Source organism: Pseudomonas sp. LjRoot277 (assembly GCF_964253845.1).
Lineage (GTDB): Bacteria > Pseudomonadota > Gammaproteobacteria > Pseudomonadales > Pseudomonadaceae > Aquipseudomonas.
This window is the reverse complement of record NZ_CAXURI020000001.1, coordinates 3,854,726-3,874,905: the sequence shown is the minus strand read 5'-3', so window position 1 is coordinate 3,874,905 and position 20,180 is coordinate 3,854,726. Positions and strand designations below refer to the sequence as shown.

The following is a 20,180-nucleotide window of genomic DNA, read 5'->3' as shown; positions in this document are numbered from 1 at the left end:
CATCTATTTAATAAAGGGTGCCAATGGATCTGATCCGCACAACCACTCCTCAGCTAAGTCTTTGCTTCTGCTCATTAATCCCGGACAATCGCGCCCCTGTTTCGGCCAGGGCGCTGCCTGTCGGATTTTTCCGACTCGTCCTGACCGGGTAGCAACTGACCGGAATGCGGAGATCCCACCGGATGAATGATCAGGCCAATAGCGTCGACGAACGCTATGTATCGGCGGCACCAGCGACGCTTGAGAGCTGGAATCGCCATGACACCACCTGGATGCTGGGCCTGTTTGGCACGGCCATCGGGGCTGGAACGCTGTTTTTGCCGATCAACGCGGGTCTGGGCGGCTTCTGGCCGTTGCTGGTCCTGGCGGTGTTGGCGTTCCCTATGACGTTTTACGCACACCGTGGCCTGACACGTTTTGTGTTGTCCGGACGCGAAGGCGCGGACATCACTGAAGTCGTGGAAGAGCACTTCGGGATCAAGGCTGGCGCGCTGATCACCTTGCTGTACTTCTTCGCGATCTTCCCGATCCTGTTGATCTATAGCGTGGCCCTGACCAACACCGTGGGCAGTTTCCTCGAGCATCAACTGCACATCATGCCGCCACCGCGCGCCGTGCTGTCGCTCGTGCTGATCCTCGGCCTGTTGGCGGTGGTACGTTGCGGCGAGCAGGCGATCGTCAAGGCCATGAGCCTGATGGTTTATCCGTTCATTGTTGCGCTGCTGTTCCTCGCGGTGTTCCTGATTCCTCACTGGAACGGTGGCATCCTCGCCACTGCGTCGACGCTGCCAGAACCGTCGGCACTGCTGCACACGCTGTGGCTGGCGATTCCGGTGATGGTGTTCTCGTTCAACCATTCGCCGATCATCTCGGCGTTCGCGGTGGACCAGAAGCGTCGTTATGGCGATCACGCCGAAGAGCGCAGCTCGCAGATCCTGTCCCGCGCCCACGCCTTGATGGTGGTGATGGTGCTGTTCTTCGTGTTCAGTTGCGTGCTGACCCTGTCGCCTGCACAACTGGCGGAAGCCAAGGCGCAGAACCTGTCGATCCTGTCGTACCTGGCCAACCACTTCAGCAACCCGACCATCGCTTTCGCGGCACCGTTGATTGCGTTCGTGGCCATTTCCAAGTCGTTCCTGGGCCACTACATCGGCGCCAGCGAAGGTCTTAAAGGTCTGATCGTGAAGAGTGGCAAGCGCCCGGCACCGAAGACCCTGGATCGCATGACTGCCGCCTTCATGTTGGTGGTCTGCTGGATCGTCGCCACGCTGAACCCGAGCATTCTCGGGATGATCGAAACCCTCGGTGGCCCGATCATCGCTGCAATCCTGTTCCTGATGCCGATGTACGCAATCCGCAAGGTTCCGGCGATGGCGCGCTTTCGTGGTCAAGCCTCTAACGTCTTCGTGACGGCGGTGGGGCTTGTGGCGATTACTGCTTTGATTTATTCGCTGACGGCCTGATAGCAAAGATCAAAAGATCGCAGCCTGCGGCAGCTCCTACAGGGATCGGGGGCAACCGCGGATGTACTCGGTCAGTGTAGGCGCTGCCGCAGGCTGCGATCTTTTGATTCAAAGGCATAAAAAAACGCCGCTCATCTCACGATGGGCGGCGTTTTTTATTGCGTTGCAGCGTTAGGCTTGAACGACCGGAATGTTGGCGTTCGCAGCAGCTTCACGGAACTCGGCGATCTGGTCGAAGGACAGGTAGCGGTAAACATCGGCCGCCATGCTGTCGATCTTGCCAGCGTATTCCATGTACTCCTCGACGGTCGGCAGGCGACCCAGGATGGAAGCAACAGACGCCAGCTCGGCCGAAGCCAGGTAGACGTTCGCGCCGTCACCCAGACGGTTCGGGAAGTTACGGGTCGACGTCGACACAACAGTCGAATTCGGCTCTACACGTGCCTGGTTACCCATGCACAGCGAGCAACCTGGCATTTCCATGCGAGCGCCGGCCTTGCCGTAGATGCCGTAGTAGCCTTCTTCGGTCAGCTGGTGAGCGTCCATTTTGGTCGGCGGCGACAGCCACAGACGGGTTGGAAGCTGACCTTTGACCTGTTCCAGCAACTTGCCGGCAGCGCGGAAGTGACCGATGTTGGTCATGCACGAACCGATGAACACTTCGTCGATCTTCTCGCCAGCAACGCTGGACAGCAGACGGGCGTCGTCCGGATCGTTTGGCGCGCAGAGCACAGGCTCTTTGATGTCGGCCAGGTCGATTTCGATGATTTCAGCGTATTCGGCGTCAGCATCGGCAACCATCAACTCAGGGTTGGCGATCCAGGCTTCCATCGCTTGAGCACGACGTTCCAGGGTACGCGCATCGCCGTAGCCTTCGCCGATCATCCAGCGCAGCAGGGTGACGTTGGAGCTCAGGTACTCGGTGATCGACTCTTTCGACAGCTTGATGGTGCAACCGGCAGCCGAACGTTCGGCCGAGGCGTCGGACAGCTCGAACGCTTGCTCGATGCTCAGGTTGTCGAGGCCTTCGATTTCCAGGATGCGGCCGGAGAAGGCGTTCTTCTTGCCTTTCTTCTCGACGGTCAGCAGGCCAGCCTGAATCGCGAAGTAAGGAATGGCATGAACCAGGTCACGCAGGGTGACGCCCGGTTGCATTTTGCCTTTGAAGCGCACCAGGATCGATTCCGGCATGTCCAGCGGCATAACGCCAGTGGCTGCGGCAAACGCTACCAGACCGGAACCGGCAGGGAACGAAATGCCCATCGGGAAACGGGTGTGCGAGTCACCACCGGTACCGACGGTGTCCGGCAGCAGCATACGGTTCAGCCAGCTGTGGATGATGCCGTCGCCCGGACGCAGGGAAACGCCGCCGCGGGTCATGATGAAGTCTGGCAGGGTGTGGTGGGTGGTCACGTCGATCGGCTTAGGGTAAGCCGCGGTGTGGCAGAAGGACTGCATTACCAGATCGGTCGAGAAGCCCAGGCACGCCAGGTCTTTCAGTTCGTCACGGGTCATAGGACCGGTGGTGTCCTGAGAACCGACGGTGGTCATTTTCGGTTCGCAGTAAGTACCTGGACGAACGCCTTTGCCTTCTGGCAGGCCGCAAGCCTTGCCGACCATTTTCTGTGCCAGGGTGAAGCCCTTGCCGGTGTCGACAGGAGCTTCAGGCAGTTTGAACAGGTCGGTAGGGCCCAGGCCCAATTCGGCACGGGCCTTGTCGGTCAGGCCGCGGCCGATGATCAGCGGGATACGGCCGCCAGCACGAACTTCGTCCAACAGCACCGGGGTCTTCATTTCGAAGGTGGTCAGGACTTCGTCAGTGCCGTGTTTGCAGACTTTGCCAGCATGCGGGTACAGGTCGATCACGTCGCCCATGTGCATGTTGGTGACGTCGAATTCGATTGGCAGTGCGCCAGCATCTTCCATGGTGTTGTAGAAGATCGGAGCGATTTTGCTACCAAAGCAGAAACCACCGGCACGCTTGTTCGGCACGTTAGGAACGTCGTCGCCGAAGAACCACAGCACCGAGTTGGTGGCGGATTTACGCGAAGAGCCGGTACCGACCACGTCACCGACGTAGGCGATCGGGAAGCCTTGACCGCGCATTTCTTCGATCTGCTTCATCGGACCGGTGACGCCCTGGGCGTCAGGCACGATGCCTTCACGGGCCATTTTCAGCATGGCGAGGGCGTGCAGCGGGATGTCCGGGCGGGACCAGGCGTCCGGAGCAGGGGACAGGTCGTCGGTGTTGGTTTCGCCGGTGACTTTGAACACGCGCAGGCTGATCTTGTCGGCCAGGACAGGGCGGTTTTTGAACCACTCGCCGTCAGCCCAGGATTGCAGCACGCCTTTAGCGTGAACGTTGCCGTTCTTGGCTTTTTCAGCGACGTCGTGGAAAGCGTCGAACATCAGCAGGGTGTGCTTGAGTTCTTCGGCAGCGACTGGCGCCAGTTCGGCGTCGTCCAGCAGATTGACCAGAGTCACGATGTTGTAGCCGCCCTGCATGGTGCCGAGCAGTTCAACAGCGCGTTTCTTGTCGATCAGAGGGGATTTTGCTTCGCCTTTGGCGAGGGCAGACAGGAAACCGGCCTTTACATAGGCTGCTTCGTCCACACCTGGCGGAATGCGATTGGTGATCAGGTCAACGAGGAAAGCTTCTTCGCCAGCCGGGGGATTCTTCAGCAGCTCGACCAGGCCTGCAGTTTGTTCGGCGTTTAGCGGCTGGGGAACGATACCCAGTGCTGCACGCTCTTCGATATGTTTGCGGTAGGCTTCAAGCACAGTTATTACCCTCATCAGTGGTCCCAAATGGGTGTCCGGGACGCTCATCCCGAAATTGCCGTACTCATGCGCTGCGTGGCGTTGTGGGCCACTTAGCCAGAATTACCGACAATTCCTTACAGAAGCTGCTTTCAAAGTTTTACGCCTGCAGAACGGGGAGCTGATGAGGGTTGGCGTCAGGTTTTTCACCGCTGAAAAACCCTTCGCCAACACCGCTCTGAAGGAACGACTGTGCTCGTGACGCTTTGAAAACAGCTTCTAACGGACATTGGCGCCTTAAAAGGCTGGCTGATTCTACGGCAAAAAAAAATTAAAGGTAAGTTGGGCCCTCAAGATTGAGGGGTGATGAATGTTAGACAAAGGGCTAACATGCCGACCTGTTCTGCTTTCCCGTGTTTTCCCTACCTATGCCCAATCAGACCATCAAGACCCCCTGCGTCGGCCTCTGCTCCACTGTTTACGGTGATTTGGTGTGCCGTGGCTGCAAGCGTTTCCACCATGAAGTGATCAACTGGAATGGTTACAACGAGGAGGAGAAACGCGCGGTGTGGCTGCGTCTTGAGCTGCTGCTGTCCCAGGTAATGGCCAGCAAGCTGGAGGTTTTCGATCCCCAGCGCCTGCGTCTGCAACTGGAGCAGCGCAAGATCCGTTTTGTGCCGCATCAATCGGAATATTGCTGGGCCTATCAGTTGATCGCCCGGGGGGCGCGAGTGATCAACAACCTGGAAGCCTACGGAATGGTGCTGATGCCGGAGTTTCGCGACTGGAACCTGCCGGAACTGCGGGATGCCATTGATCGGGAGTTCTTTTTGCTCTCCGAGGCGCATTACCAGCGCTACATTGCGCCTGGCTTTCTCCGGGATGCCTTCGGCGGCTAAATCTTAAAAGCTTCGCGAGCAAGCCCGCTCCCACATGGGATCTGTGTCGTTCACAGATTTCATGTCCAATGGAGATCCCATGTGGGAGCGGGCTTGCTCGCGAAGGCGATCTATCTGGCGCTGCAATTCTTAATGCTGCGTCACGATCTCCTCCAGATGATCCATGATCGTATCCGGCTTCAGCACCAGCACATCGCTCTCCACCGCATCCAGCACCACCTCCGCCGTATTCCCGATCAACGCCCCTGACAACCCGGACCGAGCCACGGTACCGATTACCGTCACCGCCGCCTGCAGCTTGTGGACCATGAACGGAATCAACACATCCGCCGGACCTTCCTCGATATGCAGGTGCTCGTCATCAATGTCGAACTCGGCCTGAAACGATTTGCACTGTTCGCGATAGCGCGCCTCAATGGTTTCACTGAGTTGAAATGTCGGGTCGGATGCTGACAGCATCGGCGACGGATGGGCACTGATCACATGCAAATGGGCCTTGGCCAGGCTGGAAATGTCATAGCCATGATCGATGATACTGGCGTGCAAGGTGCGGTGTTCGCCGTCGAGGTTGCCGACATCGATCGCTGCCAGAATGACCCCGCCGCTCCAGGGTTTGGCGGTTTTCACCAACAGCACCGGCGTCGGGCAGTAACGCAGCAGTTTCCAGTCCGCCGGGGTCAGCAGGGCTTTTTTCAGCGGACTGTCGGGGTAATGCTGCTTGACCACCAGTCCGCAGCCTTCAGCCTGCTGCACATCGACGATGGTTTCGTGCAGGCTTTCGTTCCAGGCCTGCTCGGTGGTGACGCTGTAGCCGTCCTCGATCAGTGAGGCCTTGAGCACGCCCAACATGCCGCTGTGGTCATGCTTGCGGTCGCAGACCAGCAGATGCAGATGAGCCTGGGTCACGCCAGCAATCAGCTTGGCGCGTTTGAGCGCCAGGCTTTCCGAGTGTTCAGGTTCGAGGACCACCAGAATGCTGCGAATGGCTTGCATGATCGGGATCTCCATGAAGTAAAAAATGCTGCGTTGGACAACTATAGTTGCTGGCTGGTGATTCGGGACTTGATGTATATCAACGGTCGCGACTGGTGGTCTGCCGGCAGGCCGGTATAATCGGCGCCCTTCGATTTTGAACCTCTTATCCGTGAGCCCCATGATCCTTCCCGAAATTCACGAGTTCCTCGGCTGCCGCACCCCCGATGGCTGGGTTCAAGCCGCGCTGGCCGATCAGGAAACCTTGCTGATCGATCACAAGAACTGCGAATTCAAGGCCGCCAGTACCGCGTTGAGCCTGATCGCCAAGTATCACTCCCACGTCGATCTGATCAACCTGATGTCGCGTCTGGCCCGGGAAGAGCTGGTGCACCACGAACAGGTCATGCGCCTGATGAAAAAGCGCAAGATCGCGCTGCGTCAGCTGTCCGCCGGACGCTACGCCTCGGGCCTGCGCAAAGTCGTGCGTAGTCACGAGCCGGTCAAACTGGTGGACACCCTGGTGGTCGGCGCCTTTATCGAAGCCCGCAGCTGCGAGCGTTTCGAGGCGCTGGTGCCGCATCTGGACGAAGAGCTGGGCAAGTTCTACTTCGGCCTGCTGAAAAGTGAGGCCCGACATTTCCAGGGTTACCTGAAACTGGCCTACCAGTACGGTGACGCCAAGGACATCGCCCAGGTGATCGACAAGGTCCGCGCCGCCGAGCAGGAACTGATCGAGTCGCCAGACGTGGAGTTCCGTTTCCACAGTGGTGTGCCAGCCGCGGCCTGACGTTTTCTACCGAAAATGTAAAAAACTCTTAAAAGAATGAAACATCTCCGAAAACCGGCCCCCGAGGCCGGTTTTTGCTGCCTGTGATAACCGTCCGGTCACCGATTGGCGCCATAATGCCGGCCACTTCACGCAAGGGCTGGCAGACGGTCGTTATGGATAACCTGGGTTTTGGCAAAGTACTGCTGGTGGAAGACGACGAAAAGCTCTCTGGGCTGATCGCGCATTTCCTGTCCCAACACGGTTTTGAGGTGTGGCAGGTGCACCGCGGCGACCTCGCATTGGCCGCGTTCCTCGAGTTCAAACCGAAAGTCGTCGTGCTCGACCTGATGCTGCCGGGCCAGAGTGGTCTGCACGTGTGCCGCGAGATTCGCAGCGTGTCCGACACGCCGATCGTCATTCTTACCGCCAAGGAAGACGACCTTGATCACATCCTCGGGCTGGAGTCCGGCGCCGATGACTACGTGATCAAACCGATCAAACCGCCAGTTCTGCTGGCCCGGTTGCGTGCCTTGCAACGTCGCCAGACGCCGGACAGCGGCGTGTGCACCGCTCTGGAATTCGGCCATCTGAGCATCGACCGCAGTTGCCGGGAAGTGTGGCTGGCGGGTGAGGGCATCGAACTCACCACCATGGAGTTCGAACTGCTGTGGTTGCTGGCCAGCGCCGCCGGCAAGACGCTGTCCCGTGACGATATTCTCAACCGCATGCGTGGCATCGCGTTCGACGGTCTTAACCGCAGCGTTGACGTCTACATCAGCAAACTACGGGGCAAGCTCAAGGACAACCCTCGAGAACCGGTGTGCATCAAGACCGTCTGGGGCAAGGGTTACCTGTTCAATCCGTTTGCGTGGGAGCTGTAGATGCTGCGGTTATTTTTAGGGTTGTACCTGGTGCTGGCGGTGGGGCTGGTGCTGGCATTGCAGACGGTTGAGCACACCTTCAACGCGCTTCTCGATGGGCAGATGCAGGCCTATAACCGGGAAGCGGTGCGAGGGCAGGCCTGGTCGCTGGTAGAGCAATTACGCGGGCTCGAAGGCCCCGCGCGTGCGCAACAACTGGAAGCGCTGCGCCCGCATTACGGCTTGGGGCTGAGCCTGCCAGAAGCCGATCAGTTGGCCCTCGATAATCGTGAAAAAGCCCTGTTGGCTGAAGGGAAACTGGTAATCAGGGATGAGTACACCCAGTTCATTTCGTCGATCGACGGCGGTTCTCAACTGCTGAGTATCAAGCTGCCGGCCGAGCCGAGCCTGATGTCGTTCTACATCTCCGCCGCGTACCTGATGCTGGCCGGGCTGATCGGCATCGTGCTGTTTTTCTGGGTACGGCCGCACTGGCGCGATCTGGAAAAGTTGCGCCTGGCGGCCGAGCGTTTTGGTGATAACGACCTGTCGTCGCGGATCCTGCTGTCCAAACGCTCGAACATCCGTGACCTGGCCGAACACTTCAACCTGATGGCCGCGCGCATCGAAGGCCTGATCGCCAATCAGCGCGAGCTGACCAACGCCGTGTCCCATGAGCTGCGCACGCCGATTGCCCGGCTGTCGTTCGAGCTCGATCAGCTCAAGCAACAGCCCAATCCGGCCCAGAACCGTGAACTGATTGCCGACATGTACGCTGACCTCGGCGAGCTGGAAGAGATGGTGTCCGAACTGCTCACCTATGCCAGCCTCGAGCGCGGCGCCACGGTGATCACTCGGGAAAACATTCAGGCCAGCAGTTGGCTCGACAGCGTGGTGGGCAGCGTCGCGCTGGAAGCCGAAGCCGCCGGCGTGCAATTGCTGATTGTCGAGTGTCAGGTCGATGAGGTCCGCATCGAACCTCGCTTCATGGCCCGGGCGGTGATCAACCTGCTGCGCAATGCCATTCGCTATGCCGATGATCGGGTGGAAGTGTCGTTGGTGCGCACCGGTGATCACTACGAAGTGCGGGTCAACGACGACGGGCCCGGCGTGCCGATGGACGGGCGGGAGAAAATCTTCGAACCGTTCTCGCGCCTGGACGCCAGCCGCGACCGCCGCACCGGCGGCTTCGGCTTGGGCCTGGCGCTGGTGCGGCGGGTGTCGCAATCCCATGGCGGGCAAGTGGAAGTTATGGACTCGCCGTGGGGCGGGGCGTCGTTTCGCATGACCTGGGCGCATCAGGATTAAGTTTGTATTGTTCTTACTCGCCCCTTCGTCGGAACGCCGCCCGGAGCCGGTTCGCTCCCACATTTTGGAATGCATTCCCCTGTGGGAGCGACGGTGCGACGATTCGACCTGCTCGCGAAGGGGCCATCAGCATCACCACCCGATCAAAAGGTGTAAACCACCTGCGAAGCCAACGACGTCTGCATCCGCCGCTCAACAATCGGGCTGTCCGCCGCATCATTCGCCAGATATTGCATCGCCAGCACCGTGCTGACACTCCATGCATCATTGATCGGCAACGACCAAGTCAAATCCGCCCCGCGACTCACCAGCCCGCCATGCGTGTCATAAGCCCTGAACCGACTGCGCGACGCTTGGGCATCGCTGACGCCGTACCAGGTGCGCACGTAATTGCTGTCACCAAACTGGCTATTGAGGCTGCCCACGACCTTGCCATGGTCACCTTCATAAAACGGTGCGCTGATGCTCAGTTTCAACCGGTTCCACGCCGAGCCGGTGTCATCATCGTCATCGTCCTTTTCCAAGGCATGCTCAAAACTCGCACCGAGAATAATCGGCCCCATGTGGTAAGTCCCATCGAGCCCCAGCGCCGGGCGCGACTTGATCGAGCCCATGCCGTTCAGCTCATCCGAACCTTTGAACCCGGTCTTGCGATCCTTGCGCACATCACTGGCGCCGATGTACACGCTGAGGCCGAAGTCGTCCTCGTCAAACGCCCAGCCCAGCCCCTTTTCTGTGTCCAGAAAGAATCCGTAAGGGCTGACGATTTCACCGCCCAGCAGCGGCGGCGCCGCGCGTTCGTCACTGCCGCTGTAACGGGGCACGCTGGCTGCACCGGCCCGCAAAGTGTAGCGCCAGTCTTCAGCACGCAAAGAGTCAGTGGGAATAAGCAGGCAAAGCGAAGTCAACGACAGAGATAGCGAGCGAAACATGGGAGCACCCGAGAGAATTTGGATGCGCCCATGCTAGGCGGCTGCCGGCCAGCAATCTTTGACAGCTTTGTCGGGAAACTGTCAAAGACTGTGAACCGGCTTAGCGGCTCAAACCCAAGCGCTTATGCCACTCGGCGATGGATTCTTCGGGATAGACGTCGAACTGCTGATCCCCAGGATGCGCCTCGACTTCCACCCACGGCGCCTTGGAACCGAGCATCAAATGCGTGTGCTCCGGTGGCACCGGCAGCGGGGTGTCGATGGCAGAGGCAAACGGGTGAATCAGCGCCGGCCATTCGGGGCTGAACAGCCACAATCCCGAGCCACAGACAGAACAGAAATGCCGCTCGGCGGTGCTGCTGTGGGCGCGTTTATCGCCTTCGTCCTTGAGTCGTGCGTGATAAATCGCGACGTGCTTGCGACCGCGCACCTTCAGGCTGTCGGCATCGCCGCCGAGGTTAATCGCATAACCGCCACCGCCCTGAGTCTTGCGGCAGATCGAGCAGTAGCAACGTTGATACGGGTAGGGGTGGGCGCTGGTCAAACTGAACGACACTGCGCCGCAATGGCAGGAACCTTCGAGCTGCATGGGAACCTCCGACAGGTCTGGAAACTACCCAAGACAGCCTAGACCTTCAGCGCCCCTCGACCGGTGCGACGATTCGACTTGCTCGCGAAGAACGATAACGCGGCCCCACTGGACGCCCACCCACAGCCGGGGCAGCATGGGCGCCTCTAAATCGGGGCCTTGATCATGCGACGACTGCCTTCTTTAGCAGCACTCAGAACCTTCGAATGCGCCGCCCGTCACGCCCATTTCGGTCGGGCGGCGGCGGAGTTGTGCGTCACTGACAGCGCGGTCAGCCATCAGATTCGCCAGCTCGAAGAGCAATTGGGCGTGACGTTGTTCATCCGTGAAGGCCGGCAGATTCGCCCGACGATGGCCGCCGGGCGCCTGATGCAAAGCTTGCAGCAGGCCTTCGAACTGATCGGTGATGCCTGCGATGAGCTGCGTGACCCGTCATCGCTGGCGGTGTTGCGCCTGGCGGTGACTGCCGAGCTGGCGCAAAAGTGGTTGATGAGTCGCCTGACGGATTTCTACGCGCGCTATCCGCACATCACCTTGCACCTCTACGAACAACCGATCGACGCCACGGCGCCAGGGGAAGACATCGACCTGGCGATCACTTACGGCACCGGCCCGGTGGATAGCAGCGCGTACTTTGTCCGGCCCTTGCCGGCGTTGCAGTTCTTCCCGGTGTGCAGCCCCGGCCTGTTCAACCAGGGCACGTTGAAAACCCCGAAGGATCTGGCGCGTCACTGCCTGCTGCACGACGATCAGGACGGCAAGACCTGGACCGCCTGGCTCACCAGCCATGCCGGCGATCAGCGCCCCGAACGGCAGCTGTATTTCGCCCACGCCGGTTTGGCGCTGGAAGCGGCGGCTCAAGGCCAGGGTGTGGCCATGGGCGACAACTTGACCGCGCAGGAGGATTTGCTCAGCGGTCGTCTGGTCCGGCCGTTCACTTCAAGCATGACTGCACTCGGCCAATATGCGCTGGTGTGCGAACGGGTGAGATTGGAGCGCCCGGCAGTGGCGCAGATGCTGGAATGGTTCAACGATCAGCTGATCGATTGATGAATTTAATTCAAGTATTCCGAAATATTCATCGTTGGCGAGGAGGGCGCTGGCGACCGTAGCCTGTGGTCATTCCAATCCCCGCTGATGAGGTTTGACCATGGCACGTTTGCTCGACTCCACCCCCAAACTCGATGGTTTCCGTTTACCCGGCGAGTTCGAAACCAAGTCCGGTTGCTGGCTCGGCTGGCCGGAGCGCACCGACGTCTGGCGCAATGGCGCCAAGCCTGCGCAGAAAGTCTGGGTGCAGATCGTCACCGCCATCTCCCGCAGCGAACCGGTCACCGTGTGCGCCTCCGCCGCGCAGTTCGCCACCGCTCGCCGCCAATTGCCGCCTCAAGTGCGGGTGGTGGAAATGACCTGCAACGACACCTGGTTCCGTGACAGTGGCCCGTGCTTTGTGGTCAACGACGACAGCGGCGAGGTGCGCGGCGTGGATTTTGAGTTCAACGCCTACGGCGGCCTTGATGGCGGCCTCTATTACCCGTGGGACAAGGACGATCAAATCGCCAGCAAAATCCTCGAAATCGAACGGTTCGACCGCTACCGCGCGCCGCTGATTGCCGAACTGGGCGGTATCCAGAGCGACGGCCAGGGCAGCATTCTCACCACCGAGCAATGCCTGCTCAACCGCAATCGCAACCAGCATTTGGGCAAGGAAGAAGTCACCCGCCGACTGACCGACTACCTCGGTGCCGAGCAAATCATCTGGCTGCCACGGGGCTGCAAATTCGACGAAACCGACGGTCATGTCGATGATCTCGCGTGCTTCGTGCGCCCCGGTGAAGTGGTGCTGCAATGGACCGACAATCGCGATGACCCGCAATGGGAAATCTACCAGGAGGCCTACGACATCCTGCGCAGCACCCGCGACAGCCGTGGTCGCGAGCTGAACGTGCACAAGCTGCCGCAACCGGACGTGCTGGAATGGACCGCGGAAGAAGCCGAAGGCCTGGATCAGCAAGACAGCACGCACACCCGTCAGGCCGGGACGAAAATCTGCGCGTCGTACATCAACTACTACGCCGGCAATTCCTCGATCGTGGTGCCTTTGTTTGGTGATCGTAATGATCAGGCGGCACAAGCCACCCTCGCCGAACTGTTCCCGCAACACAAAATTGTCGGTATCGAAAACTCCCGGGAAATCCTCCTCGGTGGCGGCAACGTCGCGTGCATCACCATGCCGCAGTACGCAGGCAGTGCCTGCAACAAAAAGGGAGTCTGAAAAATGGGCCTGCACAAACTGACTCAAGCATTACTGCTGGTGCTCGCACCCCTGTGTGTGCAGGCCGCCGACACCGCGAAACCGGTGGTCAATCTGTACATCTGGGGCGAGTACCTGGCCCCGGACACTCTGACCAATTTCGAGAAGAAAACCGGCATCCACGTGGTGGCCGACCATTTCGACTCCCTGGAAACCGTCGAGACCAAACTGCTCACCGGCCGTAGCGGCTATGACCTGGTGCTGACCGCGGGCCAGCATTTGTCCAGGGCGATCCAGAGCGGTGCGATTCAAACCCTGAACCCGCAACAGCTGCCGCATTTTGCCGGCGTGGGTGACGAGTTCCGCCAGCACATGGCGGTGTTCGATCCGGGCAATCGGTACGCCGGGATCTACGCCTGGGGCACCACTGGCGTCGGCTATCAGGAAGAGGCAATCAAGAAGCGCCTGCCCGACGCACCACGGGACAGTTGGGCGATGCTGTTCGACCCGGCGGTGGTGTCGAAATTTGCCGATTGCGGGGTGAGTTTGCTCAACGATCCCAACGAGGTTTTCGCCGCGGTCATGAAGTACATGGGCCTGGACATCAACCGTCAGAACCTCGATGACTTGAAGCGGGCCGAGCAGCAACTGGCGAAGATCCGGCCCTACATCCGCTACTTCGACAATGACCTGAACATCAGCGACCTCGCCAATGGCAACACCTGCGTCGCGATGTCGTGGAACGGCAACGTGGCCATTGCTGCCGGGCAGGCCGAGGCCGCGAACAAGCCGTTTACGCTGAGTTATCGGATACCGAAGGAGGGCACGTTGATCTGGTTCGACGCGATGGTCATTCCCAAGGATGCGCCTCATCCTCAGGCGGGACTGGCGTTGATGGATTATCTGATGACGCCGGAGGTGATCGCGCCGATCACTGACACCATCCACTACGCCAACGCGATTACAGCGGCGGACGGGATGATTGATCCGGCGATTCGCAATGACCCGGGGACGTATCCGTCGGCCGAGGTGAGGGCTTCGTTGTATAGCAAGAATGACAATGGCAAGGCGTTTAACCGGGCGTTGATTCGGGCGTTCAGTCGGTTGAAGTCGGGGTTGTGATCGGCTTTGAGTGATGGGGTGAATGTGAAGTCGCCTTCGCGAGCAAGCCCGCTCCCACATTAGACCGCATTCATCCGGTAGAGCTCGGTTAAATGTGGGAGCGGGCTTGCTCGCGAAGAACGATAACGCGGTCTACTTGCCTGTCATCCGCCACAAATACCAGGAAGCCACCGTCCGATACGGACTCCACGCCAATCCAATCTCCACCATCTGCTTGCGCGTCGGCTGAACCTCCAACCCCTTCATCCGCCGATACCCCTCACGCACCCCGAAATCATCGGCCGGCAAGATATCCGGCCGTTCCAGGCTGTAGATCAGCAACATCTCGACCGTCCAGCGCCCAACCCCGCGCAGCGTAATCAACCGCTCGATCAGCGCCTCATCCTCCATGGCCAGTGCCGTGGCGTAATCCGGCACCACACCGTCCAGCGTCGCTTGGGCAATGCCCTGAATGGTCGCGATCTTGGTTGCGGAAAACCCGCAACTGCGCAGTTGATCGAACTCAGTCGCGACAATCTGTTCAGGCCTCGGGAACGCACCCGTCCCAAACAACGCGATCAACCGACCGACAATCGCATCCCCGGCCTTCGCATGCAGTTGCTGGTAGGCAATCGCCCGCACCAGCGACTCATAAGGATCGCGAGCCGCATGGGGCTGATGCAGGCAAGGGCCGATTGCGGCGATATGACGACGCCAGTCCTCATCGATGGACGATAGAAACTCGGTGGCCGGCAGATAGGCGTCGGGCATGGGGTCAAGCTTTCCCGGACGGCGCCAGCAGGGCGTTCACTTCGCCATAGGTGAAGGCCTTCAGATCACGGCTGTCGAGTGTTCCTGTTTCCAGAAAGCTCTTGGCCAGTGCGCTCATGGCGCCATACAGAAACTCGGCGATGCGAGAACCCGCGCTCAAACGGCGTACGCCGAGCGCTTTCAGCTCTTCAGGCGATGGCAAACCGGGGAGCCCGAGGACGTTCAACGGCAACGGAGTGCCCTGGCACAGCGCAGCGATTTCGTACTCAGCCGTGACGCCAGCCGCGAACAGACCATCGGCACCGGCCGCCTGATACAACGCGGCGCGCATGAGCGTCTCTGCCACGCGATCTTCGGCGGGCACCAGGCTCTTGAGGTACACATCGGTGCGGGCGTTGATGAACAGCTTCACATTTCGGCGACTGGCAACCTGCCGAGCGATTTCGATCTTGCGCACCAGCAGCTCGGGCGGGGACGCACCGTCCTCGATGTTGATCCCGACGGCCCCGGCGGCAATCACCGCATCGATGAGCTCGGCCACCCGCGTCAGGTCATCGGAATAACCGGCCTCGATGTCCACGCTCAACGGCACCGAAATCACCCGGGCGATGGACTCGACCGTTGATATCAGACGCTCAAGGGGCAGGGCGTTGCCATCCGGATAACCGTGAGCCCAGGCGACTGCCGCGCTGCTGGTAGCGACGGCTTTACAGCCCAGCTGTTCCACGATGCGCGCCCCGGCGGCATCGGCGACGTTGGTGAGGATCAGCAAGCCGTCGTGGTGCAACTGGTGAAATAGGTTGTCCATCGAATGTCCTTCCTTATGACTGATTGAGAGAGCCGGAAAGTAATCAGAATGCGAGTTGTTGCGTGATCTGCACCGCGGCTTTTTCCAGCCTGAGCAAGAACGCCTTGCGCGGTTGTCCTCCACCATAGCCGGTCAGCGAGCCGTCGGCGCCGATCACCCGGTGACAGGGCACGACAATCGAGAGACGGTTATGCCCGTTGGCCAGGCCCACGGCGCGACTGGCGCCGGGTTTGCCCAACAACGCCGCGATGGCGCCGTAGGTGCTGGTCTGGCCGTACGGGATCTTCGCCAGTTCGGCCCAGACCTGTCGGGCGAAATCGCTGCCAGGCAAGTGTAGTGGAACGTTGAAGTCAGTGAGTTTGCCGGCGAAATACTGCGCCAGTTCGGCTTCAATCTGCTGCAAATGCGCGTTATGTCCTGGCGCGACCGCATAGTCGTATCGATTCTGCAATTCTTCGACTTCCTTGGTCAGCGCTGGTCGATCAAGAAACTCCAGCAGCACCAGGCCGCGTCGTTCGGCCATGGCGATCATCGGCCCCAACGGAGTGGTCAGGCGAGTGAACAGCAGCGGCTCGCTGTTGGCGGCGCGGCCGGGCGTGATGTTGAAGGACTTTTGAAACGCATCGCGAAACCCGCTCAGGGATTCGTAGCCCGAGTCGAATGCGGCGTTGTCGATGGAGTCGCCCTGTTTGATCCCGCCCAACGCCATGCCGAGGCGTCGGGTACGCAGCCAGGCGTGAAAGGTCATGCCGAAATGCTGCTTGAACCAGCGGCGCAGTTTCAGCGGCTCGATGCCTTCGGCCAGCAACTGGGCATCGGTCCAGCGCTGGTCGGGATCGGCGTCTACCGATTTGAGCAGCCGCTGCACCCAGTCCGGTGCGATGGCCGCCGCGTCCAGTGGTTTGCAGCGCAGGCAAGCGCGGTAGCCCGCGGACATGCATTCATCGGCATGGGCGAAGAACTCGACGTTCTCCGGCTTCGGCTTACGCGCCGTGCAACTGGGGCGACAGAAGATGCCGGTGGTTTTGACCGCGGTAAAGAACACCCCCTCGTAGGCGGTGTCTCGTTCGAGCATGGCGCGAACCATCTCGGCGTGGGGCGGAAGCAAAGCGTTTTGTAGGTTCATGGAATGAGCATAAGACGCGTCGCCCAACGCCTCCACCGAAAAATCGACAGAGAATTCCAGTCATTCGTCATGAGGACTGCCTAATGCCTATGTCGGTGATGGATGTCCGGAAAATGTGGATGGCTGTGGCGCAGCGGCGTGTGTTCATGTTCGTGGCTGTGGGGCTCGGTCCCGTCCCACTGGAACGAATGCTCATGTTGATGATGCTCGTCATGCACGTGGCGATGAGCATGCTTGAGCGCCTCATGTTGATGCTCATGGGCATGACGTTCCTTGAGGTGAATCCATACCCCAAGGCCCATCAACAGCGAAGCGGCCCAAAACGTCAGCGTGACGGGTTCATTCAGCAGCAAGATGGCGATTGCCGCGCCGAGGAAAGGTGCCGTGGAAAAGTAGGCGCCGGTACGCGCAGTGCCCAGGCCTCGAAGCGCCAGAACGAACAACACCAGGCTGATGCCATACCCCAGGAAACCAACGATCAACGTAGGCCCCAACACCGTCATGTGTGGCAGTGTTGCGCCGAGCAACAGCGCCAGAGAACAGTTCACCGCCCCGGCGACCAACCCCTTGATGCCGGCAATAAACAGCGCATCCGAGGCCGACACCTTGCGCGTCAGGTTGTTATCGATCGCCCAGCAGACGCAGGCCAGCGCTACCGCCAACGGTCCGATCCAGCCCTGTGATTGCGCCGGGTTCTGCGGCCAGGCCAGCAGCAAGCCACCGGCGACGATTGCCAGCATTCCGGCGACGATGCGCCGGTCAGCGTTCTCCTTGAATACCACCCAGGCCAGCACGGCGGTCAATACCGATTCGAGGTTGAGCATCAACGAGGCCGTGGCGCCAGAGGTCAGGGTCAAACCGAACATCAGCGCCACCGGCCCGAGCACGCCGCCAAAAGCGATGGCACCGATCAGCCATGGCCACTCCGACGATTTCAGACCGCTGGGCTGCCAGCCTCGGTCGCGCAACAGTCTGACGAGCGTCAGGCCCAGACCGCTGCCCAGGTACAACAACCCGGCCAAAAGGATCGGCGAAAGGTTCAGACCCAGCAATTTGGCCAATGGCGTACTCGCGCCAAAAAGAGCGGCAGCGCCAAGGGCGTAGACAACGTTCAGGTTCATTCAAGGCTCGTTGGGTATTGAGACGGGATCAAACGCAGTTTGAACCTGCGTTGCATCCAGTCAACCCATAACCTCAGGCACGGCGCGCCATCAGCAACACCGAAGCCGCTGCCGACAACAATCCCGCGCAGCAACGATTGAATATCCGCTTGCCTCGAGGTTCGGCGAACCAGCGGCGCATGTGCAGGCCCATGTAGGCGTAGGCGCCGATGGCGATCCATTCCAGCACCAGGAACAACGCACCCAACACGGCGAATTGCGGCGATACGGCTTGGGTCGAGTCGACGAACTGCGGCAGGAACGCGGTGAAGATCAGGATTGCTTTCGGATTGCCGGCCGCCACCAGGAATTCTTGCCGCGCCAACGCCAGCGTCCCCACCGGCGCGCCCGCCACCACGTTTTCCGCCCCGGGATCCGCGCGCCACAATTGCCAGGCGAGGTAGAGCAGATACGCCGCTCCCAGAATCTTGATCGCGTAGAACAACAACTCCGACGTTTGCAGCACCACCGCCAGCCCCGCCGACGCGAGGGCGATCATGCCGGCGAACGCGAGCAGCCGACCGATCCCGGCGACACAGGCGATGCGATAGCCGTAGCGGGTCGAGTTGCTGACCGACAACAGGTTGTTCGGCCCGGGCGCCATGTTCAAGGCAAAGCAGGCCGGTAGAAACAGGGTGAGGGTGGCGAGGTCCATGACGGGGCTCCAAAAGCAGGAGCGGTATTTTTATCACAGGCCTGGGGTGGCTTGACCCATACAGTGGTGGACGTCGGTCGCGGTACAGCTGAGGGGTGTTTTGTTCAATACAGCCATCAGGTCGCTCTTTACCTTGAGGCCTCGTTCAACTGAATTGAAGAAGGTCTGTGATGAGTCTGATTATCTCGATGGCGGCGTTTGCACTGGTGGCCTCGATAACCCCGGGGCCAGTGAACATCGTGGCGCTGAGTTCCGGCGCGCAGTTTGGTTTTCGCGCCAGTCAACGGCATGTAGCCGGGGCGACGCTGGGTTTCGTTGTGTTGTTGGTGTTGATGGGATTAGGGCTGCATGAGGTGTTGCAGCGATGGCCAGCACTGACGCAGGTGGTGCAATGGGCGGGTGTGGCGTTCCTGTTGTACATGGCCTTCAAGTTGGCCGCCGACAATGGGCATCTGGATGCGAAGGAGTCAGGCCGTGCGCCCTCGATGGTGTACGGCGCCGTCATGCAGTGGCTCAACCCGAAAGCCTGGCTGGCTTGTGTGGCGGGCATGGGCGCTTTTGTGGCGGATGGCGAGGCGCGGCTGGTCTGGCAGTTTGCGGCGGTGTATCTGGTGATTTGCTACCTGTCCGTCGGCTGCTGGGCCTATGCCGGGACGTTTTTGCGCGGCTATCTGAGTAACCCGGCGGGCATGCGCCTGTTCAATCGGAGCATGGCGTTGCTGCTGGCGGCGAGCGCGGTGTACCTGTTGATACCTTAAGCACAATCAATGCGGATCCCTGTGGTGAGGGAGCTTGCTCCCGCTCGGCTGCGCAGCAGTCGTAATTCCTTTGGATGCGGTGTAACTGAAAAGAATCAGGGCCGCTTCGCGACCCAACGGGGGCAAGCCCCCTCGCCACAGGGATCGCGTCGTTGGAGTTAGCCGCGATACTGCCCCGGTGTCGCCGCCAGATGTTGTTTGAACGCACGCTGAAAATGCGCCTGATCGGCAAACCCTGCTTCGAGCGCGACATCGGCGATCAGCTTGCCGCTGCGCAGTTGATCGCGAGCGAACTGGATGCGCCGGTTGACCAGAAAGGCGTGGGGCGTCATGCCGTAATGCTGCTTGAACGCACGAATCAGGTAGGACGGCGATAGCTGAGCCGCCTCGCAAATGTCTTCGAGCTTGAGCAGGTGCGTGCAGTTGTCGCGGATGTAATCGGCCGCCCGTTCCAGTTTGAAATTGGGTTCTCGCAGCGGCTGATCGATCGGATTGAGCCGCTGCTGCACGTCGGTGAAAAACTCCACGGCCGCGCTTTGCTTGCGCAACACATCTTGCTGCTCATCGACCAGCACGTCATACAAACCTTTCAGGCCGGCAAACAGCTCGCTGTTGTGAGTGTGGGTGATGGAAAACCGGCGAAACGCCAAGTCCTGGCTAAAGCCGAGCTGGTGCTGCAAATCGGTCAGCCAGGGGGTCTCGACGTACAGCATCAGGTACGACCAAGGTTGGTCATCGATGGGATTGCAGGCGTGGACATCACCAGGATTCATCAGCACCACGGTGCCGGCACTGACCTGAAATTGCGATTGCTCGTGGAGGTAGGTACTGCGCCCGGCCGTGATCGCACCGATGGAAAAGTGCTCGTGGGAATGCCGGGTGTAGCAGACCTCGCGGCCGTCGGCGATGGAACGGGCTTCGATGAAGGGCAGGGCGTCGTCGCGCCAGAAACGCGGGGCTTTGTCAGCGTCTTTGGCAACGGCGGGCTTCAT

At 60.0% G+C, this 20,180-nt stretch carries 19 protein-coding genes; 9 read left to right on the top strand and 10 right to left on the bottom strand.

Annotated features, from left to right (window positions below; translation table 11 throughout):
• Positions 1–182: 182 nt before the first annotated feature.
• Positions 183–1,463, top strand: a complete 1,281-nt coding sequence (locus tag ACSQ87_RS18175) for a serine/threonine transporter (protein ID WP_223430859.1) — start codon at positions 183–185, stop codon at positions 1,461–1,463.
• Positions 1,464–1,634: 171 nt separating this feature from the next.
• Here the strand turns inward: ACSQ87_RS18175 and acnB are convergent, their stop codons facing one another.
• The gene (gene acnB / locus ACSQ87_RS18170; RefSeq protein WP_223430954.1) at positions 1,635–4,244 is read right to left on the bottom strand and encodes a bifunctional aconitate hydratase 2/2-methylisocitrate dehydratase; all 2,610 of its coding nucleotides are present in this window, start codon (positions 4,242–4,244) and stop codon (positions 1,635–1,637) included.
• A 407-nt stretch (positions 4,245–4,651) separates the two neighbouring features.
• On the opposite strand from acnB, the gene ACSQ87_RS18165 reads away from it, so the two are divergent.
• Positions 4,652–5,122, top strand: coding sequence for a DUF1289 domain-containing protein (locus tag ACSQ87_RS18165; RefSeq protein ID WP_033054572.1), 471 nt, complete (start codon positions 4,652–4,654; stop codon positions 5,120–5,122).
• 129 nt (positions 5,123–5,251) lie between these two features.
• Here ACSQ87_RS18165 and ACSQ87_RS18160 read toward each other — a convergent pair whose 3' ends face one another.
• Positions 5,252–6,115: a universal stress protein gene (locus ACSQ87_RS18160; RefSeq protein ID WP_223430857.1), complete on the bottom strand. Its 864-nt coding sequence runs from the start codon at positions 6,113–6,115 to the stop codon at positions 5,252–5,254.
• Between the two features lie 160 nt (positions 6,116–6,275).
• On the opposite strand from ACSQ87_RS18160, the gene ACSQ87_RS18155 reads away from it, so the two are divergent.
• From ACSQ87_RS18155 to ACSQ87_RS18145, 3 genes are all read left to right on the top strand, one after another.
• Positions 6,276–6,884 carry a tRNA-(ms[2]io[6]A)-hydroxylase gene (locus ACSQ87_RS18155; protein ID WP_095128217.1) on the top strand — a complete coding sequence of 203 codons (609 nt, stop codon included), beginning with the start codon at positions 6,276–6,278 and terminating at the stop codon, positions 6,882–6,884.
• A gap of 155 nt (positions 6,885–7,039) precedes the next feature.
• Positions 7,040–7,747, top strand: coding sequence for a winged helix-turn-helix domain-containing protein (locus tag ACSQ87_RS18150; RefSeq protein ID WP_436275102.1), 708 nt, complete (start codon positions 7,040–7,042; stop codon positions 7,745–7,747).
• Positions 7,748–9,034 (top strand): ATP-binding protein, encoded by a 1,287-nt coding sequence (locus tag ACSQ87_RS18145; RefSeq protein WP_223430856.1) that lies wholly within the window; start codon positions 7,748–7,750, stop codon positions 9,032–9,034.
• Between the two features lie 143 nt (positions 9,035–9,177).
• Here the strand turns inward: ACSQ87_RS18145 and ACSQ87_RS18140 are convergent, their stop codons facing one another.
• Together ACSQ87_RS18140 and ACSQ87_RS18135 are read right to left on the bottom strand one after the other, a co-directional pair.
• Positions 9,178–9,966: a MipA/OmpV family protein gene (locus tag ACSQ87_RS18140; protein ID WP_436273995.1), complete on the bottom strand. Its 789-nt coding sequence runs from the start codon at positions 9,964–9,966 to the stop codon at positions 9,178–9,180.
• A 100-nt stretch (positions 9,967–10,066) separates the two neighbouring features.
• Positions 10,067–10,555 (bottom strand): GFA family protein, encoded by a 489-nt coding sequence (locus ACSQ87_RS18135; RefSeq protein ID WP_223430853.1) that lies wholly within the window; start codon positions 10,553–10,555, stop codon positions 10,067–10,069.
• A 165-nt stretch (positions 10,556–10,720) separates the two neighbouring features.
• Here ACSQ87_RS18135 and ACSQ87_RS18130 point away from each other — a divergent pair, with 165 nt between their 5' ends.
• The 3 genes from ACSQ87_RS18130 (at position 10,721) to ACSQ87_RS18120 (ending at position 13,931) form a co-directional block, all read left to right on the top strand.
• On the top strand, positions 10,721–11,605 hold the full coding sequence (locus ACSQ87_RS18130) for a LysR substrate-binding domain-containing protein (RefSeq protein WP_033054579.1): 885 nt from the start codon (positions 10,721–10,723) through the stop codon (positions 11,603–11,605).
• A gap of 100 nt (positions 11,606–11,705) precedes the next feature.
• Positions 11,706–12,830: an agmatine deiminase gene (aguA, locus tag ACSQ87_RS18125; RefSeq protein WP_436273994.1), complete on the top strand. Its 1,125-nt coding sequence runs from the start codon at positions 11,706–11,708 to the stop codon at positions 12,828–12,830.
• A gap of 3 nt (positions 12,831–12,833) precedes the next feature.
• Positions 12,834–13,931: an extracellular solute-binding protein gene (locus ACSQ87_RS18120; protein WP_436273993.1), complete on the top strand. Its 1,098-nt coding sequence runs from the start codon at positions 12,834–12,836 to the stop codon at positions 13,929–13,931.
• A 132-nt stretch (positions 13,932–14,063) separates the two neighbouring features.
• Here the strand turns inward: ACSQ87_RS18120 and ACSQ87_RS18115 are convergent, their stop codons facing one another.
• The 5 genes from ACSQ87_RS18115 to ACSQ87_RS18095 form a co-directional block, all read right to left on the bottom strand.
• Positions 14,064–14,681, bottom strand: a complete 618-nt coding sequence (locus tag ACSQ87_RS18115; RefSeq protein ID WP_436273992.1) for a DNA-3-methyladenine glycosylase family protein — start codon at positions 14,679–14,681, stop codon at positions 14,064–14,066.
• Between the two features lie 4 nt (positions 14,682–14,685).
• Positions 14,686–15,489 carry an isocitrate lyase/PEP mutase family protein gene (locus ACSQ87_RS18110; protein ID WP_436273991.1) on the bottom strand — a complete coding sequence of 268 codons (804 nt, stop codon included), beginning with the start codon at positions 15,487–15,489 and terminating at the stop codon, positions 14,686–14,688.
• A 43-nt stretch (positions 15,490–15,532) separates the two neighbouring features.
• Complete coding sequence (locus tag ACSQ87_RS18105; RefSeq protein ID WP_436273990.1) at positions 15,533–16,615, bottom strand: bifunctional transcriptional activator/DNA repair enzyme AdaA; 1,083 nt, start codon at positions 16,613–16,615, stop codon at positions 15,533–15,535.
• Positions 16,616–16,695: 80 nt separating this feature from the next.
• Entirely contained in the window at positions 16,696–17,736 is a 1,041-nt protein-coding gene (locus ACSQ87_RS18100) for a DMT family transporter (protein WP_056741769.1), read from the bottom strand.
• 73 nt (positions 17,737–17,809) lie between these two features.
• Positions 17,810–18,430: a LysE family translocator gene (locus ACSQ87_RS18095; protein ID WP_436273989.1), complete on the bottom strand. Its 621-nt coding sequence runs from the start codon at positions 18,428–18,430 to the stop codon at positions 17,810–17,812.
• Positions 18,431–18,600: 170 nt separating this feature from the next.
• Here ACSQ87_RS18095 and ACSQ87_RS18090 point away from each other — a divergent pair, with 170 nt between their 5' ends.
• On the top strand, positions 18,601–19,188 hold the full coding sequence (locus ACSQ87_RS18090; RefSeq protein ID WP_436273988.1) for a LysE family translocator: 588 nt from the start codon (positions 18,601–18,603) through the stop codon (positions 19,186–19,188).
• A 158-nt stretch (positions 19,189–19,346) separates the two neighbouring features.
• Here the strand turns inward: ACSQ87_RS18090 and ACSQ87_RS18085 are convergent, their stop codons facing one another.
• The gene (locus ACSQ87_RS18085) at positions 19,347–20,180 is read right to left on the bottom strand and encodes a helix-turn-helix domain-containing protein (RefSeq protein WP_436273987.1); all 834 of its coding nucleotides are present in this window, start codon (positions 20,178–20,180) and stop codon (positions 19,347–19,349) included.